Here is a 12687-nt window from a genome sequence, read left to right as displayed (position 1 = left end):
CAATTATCGTCAACTTCTCCCCCCGTTCTCGTGATCCAGCCTCAGCCCGATACCTATCCAGCGCCGGCGTTACATAGCGTATTCACCGACCAACGATGCACGAAATTGATGGGGGCGACCGAGGTATTATGTGAAATAGCCTGAATCGACTAGAAAATGGATATAAGGAGAGAGTGACCGTAATAAACACACGCGGTCCGTTCGCTCCCCTGCCGGTAATATCCTGACGAAGATAGCCAGACTCTATTTGTAGATTATTTTGCTGTTGTAAATGCTACGACGCATAACGTAACAGAACGCGTCCATAGGCGGTATAGCGATTGCGATTACGCCGTAGCTCGCCAAATACTATGACTACACTCACTATAGAGTTTATCCGCTACAGGACAGGATCATGACAAGCGTTATTGAATATGTGCTCTCCCGGTTATACGACTTAGGCATTCGAGATATTTTTGGCGTCCCCGGCGACTATGCCTTCCCGATTGAGGATGCCGTCTGTGCCGATCCCCGCCTGCGTTGGATCGGTAACTGCAACGAATTGAACGCCGCCTATGCGGCGGATGGCTATGCCCGCCTCCATGGTCTGGCAGCCCTGAGTACAACCTTTGGCGTGGGGGAGCTCAGCGCCCTCAATGGCATCGCGGGGGCCTACGCCGAATCACTCCCCCTGTTTCACTTGGTCGGTATGCCAGCCAGCGGGGTACAGGCCGCCGGTAAATTAGTACACCATACGCTCGGCGACGGAAACTTTACCCATTTCGCACAAGCCAGCGCGGCAGTCGTCTGTGCCCACACCATCCTGACGCCGGAGAACTGCGTCGCAGAGATGCAGCGCCTGATCGACGCGGCACTCCGCTACCGCAAACCCGTCTACATCGGGATCCCTAGCGACTATGCCGTTATGCCGTTTAGCGCCACCGCCACGCCTAGCACGCCGCTCCGTAGCGACCCTCAGACACTGGCCGAGGTGAGTGCCCAGATCGTCGAGCGCCTCCAGCAAAGTCAGCAGGCTTGCGCATTACCCGGGATCTACCTCACCCGCCATCAGGTACGCCAAGAGGCTCAGGCGCTGATCGAGGCAGCGGATCTCTGCTTCGCGACGATGGTCATGGACAAGAGCGTGCTGGATGAGTCACATCCCAACTATATTGGCATGTATAACGGCCACTTACTCAACCCTGAAGTACGCGACTTTGTAGAGCGTTGCGACTGTGTCTTACTGATGGGCACCTTGCTGTCCGACTTCAACACCGGGGGCTTCACCGCTCGCCTCGATCCATCGCATTGCATCACGCTCTTACCGGAGTCGGTACGCATCGGGACAACCGAGTACAGCCAGGTCCTGCTGAAAGATGTACTCAATGCCGTCGCCCAACAGATCAGTCCATTGCCCCGCCCAGCCAACGCACCGCGCCCCCAGCCACTGGCGCCCGTCAACGCCAGCGGCGCGATTACTGCGCCCTATCTCTATGCCCGCTGGCAACAAATGCTCCGCCCCGATGACATCCTGGTAGCGGAGACGGGAACCGTCTCCATGGGGCTTAGCTTTGCGCTGCTCCCACGTGGGGCGAGCTTCCATAACCAGACGCTATGGGGTGCCATCGGTTGGGCAACGCCGGCGGCCCTCGGCACCGCCATCGCCGCACCGACGCAGCGCACTATTCTGATCAGCGGCGAAGGTTCGCATCAGTTGACGGTACAAGAGATCAGCCAGTTCGCCCGCCACGGCTTGAAGCCACTCATCTTCATTTTGAACAACGACGGCTATCTGATCGAGCGCTTGCTATGCCAGGATGGTGAGGCCAGTTACAACGATCTGGCACAGTGGCAGTACGCCCAGCTGCCCCCGGCGCTGGGGTGCCAAGGATGGTTCTGCGCGCGGGTTTCGACCTGTGAGGCGTTGGATGAGGCGATCCGCCATGCCGAACACTGTGATAGCGCAGCCTATATCGAGGTGATCACCGGAGAGTACGTTGCCTCCCCGTTGGCCGAGAAGATGCACCAAGCCATGGCATCGCTGTACCACGCGGATTAAATGCCGTGTCAACGATCGCCACGCGACGATGCCGTGATCGAGCGTATCGCCGCTAACGAGGCGATCCCCCCAGACGAAATAGGCCGACGTCTCCGCCGGCCTAACGTTCCTGCGCCGTTACAGCGCCTGCCCGATCAATAGCAGCATAGCGGCCAATGCCGTACCGCCGAGTAGGAGTAAGGAAAAAATTACCCATCCTAACTTGAGTCGAGGCCGTCTCGTCGTCGAGGCGACGTCCCACACTTTTGCCTGTAACATCACGGCTCCCTTTCCTGTTATCTACCTATCGCTCACCGTCATTCCTTGACGACGCCACTCCGTGATAGGCAGTAATGATGTCTGATTCAATACTATTGGGCGTTAAGAATATGCCTGATTATGTCGAATTACTGCCATCTAGCTCTGATATTTCGCTTAACCATGCCTCCAACACGGCTAAACCGTGATGTACCGCCGGATCGGGCCGCGCCGCCGTCAATGGATCCCGCTCCAGCGCCAGACAGGCCTCGGCGGCGCGACACATTCCCAGGCTGGCGCAACTCCCCTTCAGACGATGGGCCAGACGGGCGACGAGCGCCTCATCCTCGCGCTCACGCGCAGCGATAATCTGCGCCAGCAAAGGTAGCGAGTGTTCACGAAACAGCCGCTGCCACTCGCCTAGACGCGCTCGGCCAAACGTCGCCAGATCCTGATCCAACTGCGCCAGGTCCAGCTCCGGCACACCGGACTGGTCAGACTCACGCATCGCGTCATCCGGCGCCGCCGTATCATCCCCCGCTAAGTAGTGCGCCAACAGACGACATAACTCGGCGCATGGCACCGGTTTCTGGATCAGGCCACAGAACAGCGGCAGGATCCGCCGCCGCTGGGCCTCATCCAACACATGAGCACTAAACCCGATGCGCTTTAACTGAGGATAGAGAGCCACCATCTGTTGCGCCAGGGTCGGACCATCACTATCGGGTAGATCGAAGTCCACCAACGCCGCATCGAAGCGGGCATCTTGTGCCAAGATCGCCAATGCCTCGCCCGCGCTGGCGGCAACTTCGACCTGAATATCGACGCTCTGTAACATCTCGGCACTAATGCGTTGACTCAGCGGATTATCCTCAATCAGTAATATGCGTCGCCCACTCAACGACCACGAACGCGCCTCATCGCTCTGCGGCGGGTGGCTCGCTTGACGCAGAGGTAAAGTGAGACAGAAGCGACTCCCCTCACCGGGGAGACTACTCACCGTCAAGCTGCCCGCCATCGCCTGAGCCAAACCACGGCAGATCGCCAGACCCAGGCCGGTACCACCACGCCGGGCGCTCAGTTGAACAAAGGGTTGGAAGATGGCCGCCTGCTGTGCCGGATCGATGCCACAGCCGCTATCCTGTACCGCGATCCACCACTGTGTCTGGTCACAGCCACTCTGCAGTACGATCACCCCTCGCTCAGTAAAACGCAGGGCATTATTCAGTAGGTTCATGACGATCTGGCGAATACGGCGTGGATCACCCTGCAACCATGCCGGTAACGCAGCAGCGTAGTCATGTTCCAGGCGTAATGGCCGCTGTTGTAGCCGTCCTTCCGCTAAGCGCAGCACACTATCCAGCAACTGGCGTGGTGCAAAAGGCTCATCATTCAACGCCACACTGTGACTACCCGCCTCGATCGCCGAATAATCCAGGACATCGTTCAACACCGCCAACAGCGACTCACCCGAGTCATTGATCGCCTGTACATAATCCCGGCAGCGCGGGGAGAGAGGCTGCCCGGCCAGCAATTGGGCAGTGCCGAGAATGCCATGCAGCGGCGTGCGGATCTCATGGCTCATCGCCGCCAGAAACGCCGACTTGGCATTATCGGCCTTCTCCGCGGCAGCTCGTGCCTGGCGGTGCTCAACCACCAGCGCCTGCAACTCGGCGGTTCGCCTCTGAACCTGATCGGCCAGATGCTGACGCTGATGACGTAACGCCTGCACACTGGTACGAAACGCCTCCATCAAGCGCCCGATGGTATCCAGCTCACGCACACCGGTACGATTGGGGAAAGGGGAGTCGACGTCTCCGTCTAACAGACGCTGCAAGGCCGCCGTCTGGCGCGCCAATGGGCGCGAGACCGACCGATAGACGACACGCCACAGAATCAGGCACAGCGTCAACAACGCCGCCCCCCCCAGCAACGTCAACCAGGTCAACCCCAGACGACGAGCCTGTTGGAGTTGGGCCAACGCGTCGGCGTTGCGCTGTTCGATGTCACTCACCTGGCGGCCAATCTCCGCGCTGAAATGAGTAAACAGATCCAGATTGTTCTGCGACAAGGCCTGGAGTCGGGCCTGGATATCATTCTCTTGACGATATAACCCAACCAAGGTGGGATAATCCGCAACCTGGGTCAACGCCTGCGCGATCTGTGCCCGAATACGCGGATCCTCGACGCGCTGCTGGCGGCGTTGCAAGATCCGCAGCGCCTGCGCCAGACGATCCTCCTGCGCCGTCAAGGCCAAGCGGCCACTCTCCCCCTCTAGCACCATAATCATCTGCTGCACCCGCAGCGCGCTCAGGCGTAACTCGCTCATCTGGTTAAGATATTCCAGATCGATGTCGATCAACCGGTCCAGGGCTCGCTCCGCCGCCGCTTGGCGATGCTGCTCGATCAAGTCGTAAATACCGGCCTGGGTCGCTCCCGCCGCCGTGGCGGCGTTACTCGCCTGCCCCTTGGCCAAGTCGGCGATCTGCCCGGCGGCGGCGGCGATCTGAGCACTGAGCTGACGCTGACGCGCCCGTAATTGCAGACGCTGCCCAACTAACTCCCCCTGCTCGCCCAACGACTGCGTGATCGCCATCTCCTGCTGGGCGATGGCACTGGTGTCGAATCCCTGCGCGCGCAACTGATCCAACAGCCCGCTAATCTTCAGGCTCTGCGCCGTGAGCATCCGCCCTTGCGCCAACCACTCACTCTCGCTATCCGCATTACCTAGATTCTGCGCGGAGAACAGTTCATAGGCACCAGCCTCGCTCAGTTGGCGCGCCATGTTCATGGTCGGTAATAGCGCCTGGGTGTTCGCCCGTTCGACCTGGCCAACATAACGCAGGCTGAACCAGCCGACCAGCCCGCTGCCCAGCGTCAGCGCCGCCATTAACGCAAAGGCCAGCCATAGCCGGCGGGTAAGAGAAGGATTGCCCATCGCGCTTCCACATCGTAAAAACATTGAGTTCATCACCGAGATGGCTCTAGCATAAAGGCTTACCCAGCATGAGGCCATTATGTCCCTACGGCGATCCCTGATCCTCGCACTACTCTGCCTGCCCCTCGCCAACGCGCAGGCAGAGGACACCCTACGCCACTGGCGCAACGAGCGTCAGGCCGATACGACCCGACTATCGGCGCTACCCGCCACGCCTGCGCCGACAGCACGCAAACTCTGCGCGCTCTACCCGAGCCTGAAGGATGCCTATTGGTTATCGATCAACGACGGCATGGCGCGTGCGGCGGCACGGCTCGGCATCACCCTGAAGGTGTTCGAAGCCAGCGGCTACCGCCAGCTCGCGGCGCAGCGTGAGCAGATCGCGTTATGCCGTGAATGGGGAGCCGATGCCATCCTACTGGGCAGCAGCGTCGACCGATTCCCCGATTTGGCCGCCCTCGCGGGAGGCACACCGCTGATCGAGGTGGTCAATGCCTTACACGATCCCGCCATTCGTACCCGAGTCGGCGTACCCTGGTTCCAGATGGGCTATCAACCGGGACGCTATCTCGTGCAGCAACTGGGGCAGCGCCCACTGAAAGTGCTGCTGATGCCCGGCCCCCGCGATGCCGGTGGCAGCCGTGAGATGAGCGCCGGTTTTCGTGCCGCCCTCGCGGGCAGCCGACTGGAGATTGTGGACGTCGCCTATGGTGACAATGATATCGAGATACAACGCAACCTACTGCAAGACATGCTGGAGCGCCACCCCGACATCAATGTGGTCGCCGGCACCGCCATCGCCGCCGAAGTGGCGATGGGAGAGGGGCGCAATCGCGCGACCCCGCTGACCATCGTCTCGTTCTATCTGTCGCACCAGGTCTATCGCGGCTTGAAGCGGGGCCGTATCCTGGCCGCCGCCAGCGACCAGATGGTATGGCAAGGTGAGCTGGCCGTCGAACAGGCGCTGCGTGTCTTGCGAGGGCAAACGGTGCCAGAGAACATCAGCCCACCGATTCTTCTGCTCACCCAACATAACGTCAGTCGTCAGCTCGTGCGCCGCTCCCTCTCGCCGCTAGGCTTCCGACCGGTCTATCTATACCAGCCCTCACCCCAGCCGGCCAGTTGATGGCGACGCGCTAGCTCACCTCAGCCGCGAGAAAGTAACCCTCGCCATGCTGTGTCACGAATAGTTCGGGGCTGAGTTTGGCGCGCAGTCGGCGGATCAACACATCCACCGTGCGGAGATCGGGATTGTCGACGCGATGCGACGAGAGAGTGCGCAGCAGGCGCTCGCGGCTTAAGATCGTGCCGGGATTGGTGACGAAAGCCAGCAGCATCTCGTACTCCGCGCGCGTCAGGCGGATCGGCTCGCCATCGCGCTCCAGCGTATGACGCGATACATTCAGGCAATAGTCGGCAAACAGGTAGCAATTATCCGCCGCCGGTTGCGCCTGGCGCGCCAGATCGATACGCCACAGTAGGTTCTTCACCCGCACCACCAACTCACGCAATTCCAGCGGCTTAGTGACGTAGTCGTCCGCCCCCATCTCCAGGCCGACAATACGATCGATCTGATCACAACGCCCAGTCACCAGGATGATGCCTACCGTCGAGCGTTCGCGCAGCGCGCGCGTCAGCATCAGGCCATTCTCATCGGGCAGGTTAATATCCAGCAGGATCACATCCACTGGCTGCAGCAGCATCAACTCGCGTAACCCCGCGCCACTGGCGGTCACCGAAACCTGATACCCCTCCTGGACGAAGTAATCGCGCAAACGCGCCTGGGTCACCGGTTCATCTTCAACAATCACAATGTGGTGTGTCATCGCCACGGCTCATCGTCTTCTGTTCATATCTGTTCATATTCTGACGTATCGCGTTCATGCTGACCAGTGACCCTGTTCATATTTAATCAATAAGATCGCGCATGACCCTCTCTTCCTCATCATGACAGGATATTGCGATGAAAAAACTTTGGAACAGGCTGAACCGCCCCAGTACGCGCTGGTCGGTACTCGCGTTGCTGGTACTGGGCATCGTCATCGGCCTGGCGTTGATCATCCTGCCGCACGTCGGCATCAAGATGACCAGCACGACCGAATTCTGCGTCAGCTGCCATAGCATGCAGCCGGTCTATCAGGAATATAAGCAGTCAGTCCACTTCAAGAACGCCTCCGGCGTACGGGCAGAATGCCACGACTGCCACATTCCCCCCGACATCCCCGGGATGGTGAAGCGTAAGCTAGAAGCCAGCAACGATATCTACCAAACCTTTATCGCCCATTCGATCGATACGCCGGAGAAGTTTGAGGCCAAGCGGGCCGAGCTGGCGGAGCGCGAATGGAAGCGCATGAAAGAGAACAATTCGGCGACCTGCCGCTCCTGTCATAACTATGACGCGATGGATCACGCCAAACAGCACCCGGAAGCCGCCAAGCAGATGACCATCGCCGCCAAGGATAACCAGTCCTGCATCGATTGCCACAAGGGCATCGCCCACCAGCTGCCGGATATGAGCAGTGGCTTCCGTAAACAGTTCGCCGAGCTGCGCCAGAATGCCAGCGATGAAGGCAACACCCTGTACACCCTGGACATGAAGCCGATCTATGCCGCCAAAGGCGACAAAGAGCCGGCCGGCTCTCTGCTGCCCGCCTCCGAAGTCACCGTACTGAAGCGTGACGGCGATTGGCTCCAGGTGCAGATCGAGGGTTGGACCGAAACCAACGGCCGCCAACGTGTTCTGTCGCTACTGCCGGGCAAGCGCATCTTCGTCTCCTCCATCCGCGACCAGGTACAACAACACGCCAAGACGCTGGAGAAAACCACTGTCGCCGCCACCGGCGTGGAGTGGAGCAAGCTACAGACCACCGCCTGGGTACAGAAGGGCGACCTGGTCAATAACATCAAGCCGATCTGGGCCTATGCCGACGCGCTGTACAACGGCACCTGTAACCAATGCCATGGCGCACCGGATAAGTCGCACTTCGACGCCAACGGCTGGATCGGGACCCTCAACGGCATGATCGGCTTCACCAGCCTGGATAAACGTGAAGAACGCACCCTGCTCAAATATCTGCAAATGAACGCCTCAGATACCGGCGGCGCCGCTCAGAAACACTAAGGGAGAGACTCGATGAACAAGAATGAAAGTGTCAGCGTATCGCGCCGCCGTTTTCTGTCGCAGCTGGGCGGCCTGACTGCCCTCGGCCTGTTAGGCCCCTCCCTGCTGGTTGCCCGCGACGCGCGGGCAACCACGGCGACCGCCGCCTCCGGCACCCAGGAGGGGATCCTAACCGGCTCCCACTGGGGCGCCATCCGCGCCACGGTGGTGGATGGACGCTTCGTCGCCGCCAAGCCGTTCGAGCTGGATAAGTACCCCTCCAAGATGATCGCGGGACTGCCAGACCACGTGCATAACACCGCCCGTATTCGCTACCCGATGGTACGCATAGACTGGATGCGTAAACGCCATAACAGCGATACCCGCCAGCGCGGCGATAACCGCTTCGTACGCGTCAGCTGGGATGAGGCGCTGGATCTGTTCTACCAAGAGTTGGAGCGTATCCAGACCACTTATGGCCCCAGCGCCCTGCTGAGCGGCAGTGGCTGGCAATCCACCGGCATGTTCCATAACGCCGCCGGGATGATGGGCCGCGCGCTGGCGCTGCACGGCAACTACGTCGGCACCGGCGGCGATTATTCCACCGGGGCAGCGCAGGTGATCCTGCCGCGCGTCGTCGGCTCGATGGAGGTTTACGAACAGCAAACCTCCTGGCCGTTGGTGCTGGAGAATAGCCAGACCATCGTGTTGTGGGGCTCGGATCTGGTGAAAAACCAACAGGCCAACTGGTGGTGCCCGGATCACGACGTCTATCAATACTATGCCCAGTTGAAAGAGAAGGTCGCCAGCGGCGCCATCCGCGTGATCAGCATCGATACGGTGATCTCTTCGACCCACGACTATCTGGGACGCGACAAGGTGCAACACCTCGCCGTCAACCCACAGACCGACGTACCGTTGCAGTTGGCGCTGGCCCATACCCTCTATAGCGAGAAACTGTACGACGCCCACTTCCTCGACAACTATACCGTCGGCTTCGACCAGTTCCTGCCCTACTTGCTGGGGACGCAGGATGGCCAGCCGAAGGATGCCGAATGGGCGGCCAAGCTGACCGGGATCGATGCCGAAACCATCCGTGCTCTGGCACGCCAGATGGCCGCTGGCCGGACTCAGATTATCGCGGGCTGGTGCGTCCAACGCATGCAGCACGGCGAGCAATGGGCCTGGATGATCGTGGTATTGGCCGCCATGCTGGGCCAGATCGGCCTGCCTGGTGGTGGCTTCGGCTTCGGTTGGCACTATAACGGCGCCGGTACCCCGAGCCGCAAAGGGGTCATCCTCAGTGGCTTCTCGGGCGCCACCAACACGCCGCCGCTGCACAATAACAGCGACTACCGTGGCTACAGCAGCACCATTCCTATCGCGCGCTTTATCGACGCGATGCTGGAGCCAGGCAAGAGCATCGACTGGAACGGCAAGCAGGTCAAACTACCGCCGTTGAAGATGTGTGTGTTTGCCGGCACCAACCCGTTCCATCGTCATCAGCAGATCAACCGGATGATCGCCGGTTGGCAGACGCTGGAAACGGTGGTAGCCATTGATAACCAATGGACCTCCACCTGCCGCTTCGCCGACATCGTATTACCCGCGACGACCCAGTTCGAACGTAACGACCTGGATCAGTACGGCAACCACTCTAACCGCGGCATCCTGGCGATGAAGCAGCTGGTTCCGCCACAGTTCGAAGCGCGCAATGACTTCGACATCTTCCGCGATCTCTGCCGGCGCTTTAACCGTGAGCAAGCCTTCAGCGAAGGACTGGATGAGATGGGCTGGATCAAGCGCATCTATCAGGAAGGGGCGCAACAGGGGAAAGGGCGCGGTATTCACCTACCGGCATTCGACACCTTCTGGAACGAGAGCGGCTACGTGGAGTTCGGCGATCCGCAGATGTTCGTACGCCATCAGGCATTCCGCGAAGATCCGGATCTGGAGCCGCTCGGCACCCCGAGTGGGCTGATCGAGATCTACTCCAAAAGTATCGCCGACATGCACTACCGTGACTGTCAGGGCCATCCGATGTGGTTCGAAAAAGTGGAACGCTCCCACGGCGGCCCCGGATCGGCACGTTTCCCGTTACACCTGCAATCGGTACACCCCGACTTCCGCCTACACTCCCAGTTGTGCGAGTCGGAAACGCTGCGGGCGCACTACAGCGTGGCGGGACGCGAACCGGTATTCATCAGCCCACAGGACGCCCAGGCGCGTGGGATCCGTAACGGCGATGTCGTGCGGGTATTCAACGATCGTGGGCAAGTTCTGGCCGGCGCCGTGGTCTCCGACCGCTATGTCCCAGGCGTGATCCGCATCCACGAAGGCGCCTGGTACGATCCGGATCGCGGCGGCGTGGCCGGGGCATTGTGTAAGTATGGCAATCCCAACGTGCTGACGCTGGATATCGGTTCATCGCGCCTGGCGCAAGCCACCAGCGCCCATACCGCTATCGTCGAAATCGAGAAGTACCGAGGCCCGCTGGAGCCGGTCAGCGCCTTTAATGGCCCGCAGGAGATGGTCGCGCAATGCCACTATGTACCGATGCAGGCGGAGGCTCAGGCATGAATAGCGTCGGCCCGCTGACGGCTCAGCACTACGCCTGTTTATACGCCTGGCTGGCTGGGCTGTTCGCCCGTGAACAGGATGAGGCGCAGCTGGCGCGCCTCCAATCGTCCGAGATCCACGACTGGCTCGACATGTTGGCGCAACAGCCGACACTCGCGCCAGCGGTGAGCGCACTGGAGCAGGCACTAAACGCGTTGGCCACTCGCCCCGATGCCCGCCTCGAACTGGCGGCGGACTTCGCCGGGTTGTTTCTCCTCTCGCAGAAGCGGGCGGCGTTACCCTACGCCTCCTGCTATCAAGGTGAGACGGCGCGTTTCTGCCAGTCGGCTTGTGACGAAATGCATAACCTGTTGAGCCAAGCGGGAATGCAGCTCAGCGCCGACTTCCCCGAGCCCGAGGATCACCTGGCCATCTTCCTGGAGCTGCTCAGTCATCTGCATTTCGCTAGCCTTGAGTCGATGGCGACGTCATCAGATAACGGTGAATCGTTGCGGCGGCGCACGCTAACGCTGCTGCTCGCTTGGTTGCCTAAGTTCGATGAGCTGTGTCGCCAACACGATCCCTTTGGCTTCTATGCCGCGCTCAGCCAATTGCTGTTGGCGCTGGTACGGCTCGATGCCGCCGAGGTGAACGTAGGCGAGGAGAGAAACGAGTAAGCCACACCGGTGATACCATTATAAAAATAATCAGAAAAACCATTTCGGGCAGACGACTCTGCCCGTTTTTTTTATTCACACCGCATCGCCACGCTAAAGATAACCCCCTTCCTGCCGACGCTCTCAGGGTGAACTCAGCGCTAGCGGCGTCCACGCCCCACGATGCCATCCTCCCCTAGCGTAATGCTAAGGGAGGATGTTCTTCCTTTAGTCGAGACGACAGTGGCTATCGGGGCAGACGCGCGCCAGGTGGGTATGATCGTTGATCATATCGCGCAGGTTAGACTCTACCGTATGGGCCATGGCGTTTAACGGCAGATCATTGGCCTCGATGCCGAACGGGTCCTCCAGCTCTTCAGCCAGGGCATCCAGGGCGATGAAGGTGTAGGAGATAAATACCGAGACCAACGGCGTCATATAGTGCAGATCGGTAACCAGTGCGAAAGGCAGCAGGGCACAGAAGACATAGACGGTACGATGGACAATCAGGCTATAGGCGAAGGGGATCGGCGTATTCGAGATACGTTCACAGCCCCCCAAAATCACCGACAGCTGGTTGAGGTTGGTATCGATGGTCTGGAAGTCGATATCACTCAAATAACCGCGCCGACGCTGCTCGCCCAGCCACTGCCCCATCAATTGCAACAGCCGGTTGCAGGGGGAGTAGCTCGCCAGGACCGCCGCCTTATCTTGCGCGGGTAGCAACCGGGTCAGCTCCATCGCCATCGGTTCGTGGCGGAGATGGTGCTTCAACGCATAGGTAAAGGCGGTCAGCAACATGGCAAAGCGGCGGTGCTCTCCCCCGGGATGCGGCATCAGGCTGATAGCCTGACGCATCAACGAGCGGGTGGTGATCAGCAACGATCCCCACAATACCCGCGCCTCAATGAAGCGGGCGTAACTGGCGTTGTTGCGAAAGCCGAGGAAGATGGCGATCGCCACCCCCAGCAGGCTGAAGGGCCCCAAGGTCAGATTGACATTGAAATCCTCATGCCAGTGGTAGCACAACACCGCCAGACAAGAGACCATGAAATTAAGACTGAGTCGGAAAAGAATATTCGGCAACACCGAACCGTGCCAGACGAACAAGCGCCGGAACCAGTGTTGCGGGGGTCTAACGATCATACTGAATTACTCG

9 protein-coding genes are annotated in these 12687 nt (G+C 59.8%); 5 read left to right on the top strand and 4 right to left on the bottom strand.

Annotated elements, in window-relative coordinates; genetic code table 11:
• Window positions 1-394 precede the first annotated feature (394 nt).
• Window positions 395-2038: an alpha-keto acid decarboxylase family protein gene (locus tag ACEQFP_RS10310; protein WP_035598725.1), complete on the top strand. Its 1644-nt coding sequence runs from the start codon at window positions 395-397 to the stop codon at window positions 2036-2038.
• 117 nt (window positions 2039-2155) lie between these two features.
• Here ACEQFP_RS10310 and ACEQFP_RS10305 read toward each other — a convergent pair whose 3' ends face one another.
• Window positions 2156-2296, bottom strand: a complete 141-nt coding sequence (locus ACEQFP_RS10305; protein WP_005281065.1) for a hypothetical protein — start codon at window positions 2294-2296, stop codon at window positions 2156-2158.
• A 118-nt stretch (window positions 2297-2414) separates the two neighbouring features.
• Window positions 2415-5213 (bottom strand): TMAO reductase system sensor histidine kinase/response regulator TorS, encoded by a 2799-nt coding sequence (gene torS, locus ACEQFP_RS10300; protein ID WP_005281062.1) that lies wholly within the window; start codon window positions 5211-5213, stop codon window positions 2415-2417.
• Between the two features lie 79 nt (window positions 5214-5292).
• Here torS and torT point away from each other — a divergent pair, with 79 nt between their 5' ends.
• Window positions 5293-6339, top strand: coding sequence for a TMAO reductase system periplasmic protein TorT (gene torT, locus ACEQFP_RS10295; protein ID WP_370547017.1), 1047 nt, complete (start codon window positions 5293-5295; stop codon window positions 6337-6339).
• A gap of 10 nt (window positions 6340-6349) precedes the next feature.
• Here torT and torR read toward each other — a convergent pair whose 3' ends face one another.
• Window positions 6350-7039, bottom strand: a complete 690-nt coding sequence (gene torR / locus ACEQFP_RS10290) for a two-component system response regulator TorR (RefSeq protein WP_035598736.1) — start codon at window positions 7037-7039, stop codon at window positions 6350-6352.
• A gap of 137 nt (window positions 7040-7176) precedes the next feature.
• On the opposite strand from torR, the gene torC reads away from it, so the two are divergent.
• From torC to torD, 3 genes are read left to right on the top strand one after another with little or no spacing between them, the layout of a single operon-like run.
• A complete protein-coding gene (torC, locus tag ACEQFP_RS10285; RefSeq protein ID WP_370547018.1) occupies window positions 7177-8334 on the top strand; it encodes a pentaheme c-type cytochrome TorC in 1158 nt (385 codons plus the stop codon).
• 12 nt (window positions 8335-8346) lie between these two features.
• Window positions 8347-10893, top strand: a complete 2547-nt coding sequence (gene torA / locus ACEQFP_RS10280) for a trimethylamine-N-oxide reductase TorA (RefSeq protein WP_370547019.1) — start codon at window positions 8347-8349, stop codon at window positions 10891-10893.
• Window positions 10890-11549, top strand: coding sequence for a molecular chaperone TorD (gene torD / locus ACEQFP_RS10275; protein WP_035598742.1), 660 nt, complete (start codon window positions 10890-10892; stop codon window positions 11547-11549). The genes torA and torD overlap by 4 nt, the downstream gene beginning before the upstream one ends.
• 207 nt (window positions 11550-11756) lie before the next feature.
• On the opposite strand, the gene ACEQFP_RS10270 is transcribed toward torD, so the two are convergent.
• Window positions 11757-12674, bottom strand: coding sequence for a bestrophin family protein (locus ACEQFP_RS10270; RefSeq protein WP_005281041.1), 918 nt, complete (start codon window positions 12672-12674; stop codon window positions 11757-11759).
• Window positions 12675-12687 lie beyond the last annotated feature (13 nt).

The organism is Edwardsiella sp. A.80236 (assembly GCF_044540725.1).
Taxonomy (GTDB): domain Bacteria; phylum Pseudomonadota; class Gammaproteobacteria; order Enterobacterales; family Enterobacteriaceae; genus Edwardsiella; species Edwardsiella tarda.
Note: the sequence above shows the minus strand (reverse complement) of the source record. Positions and strands in the feature narration are given on the sequence as shown.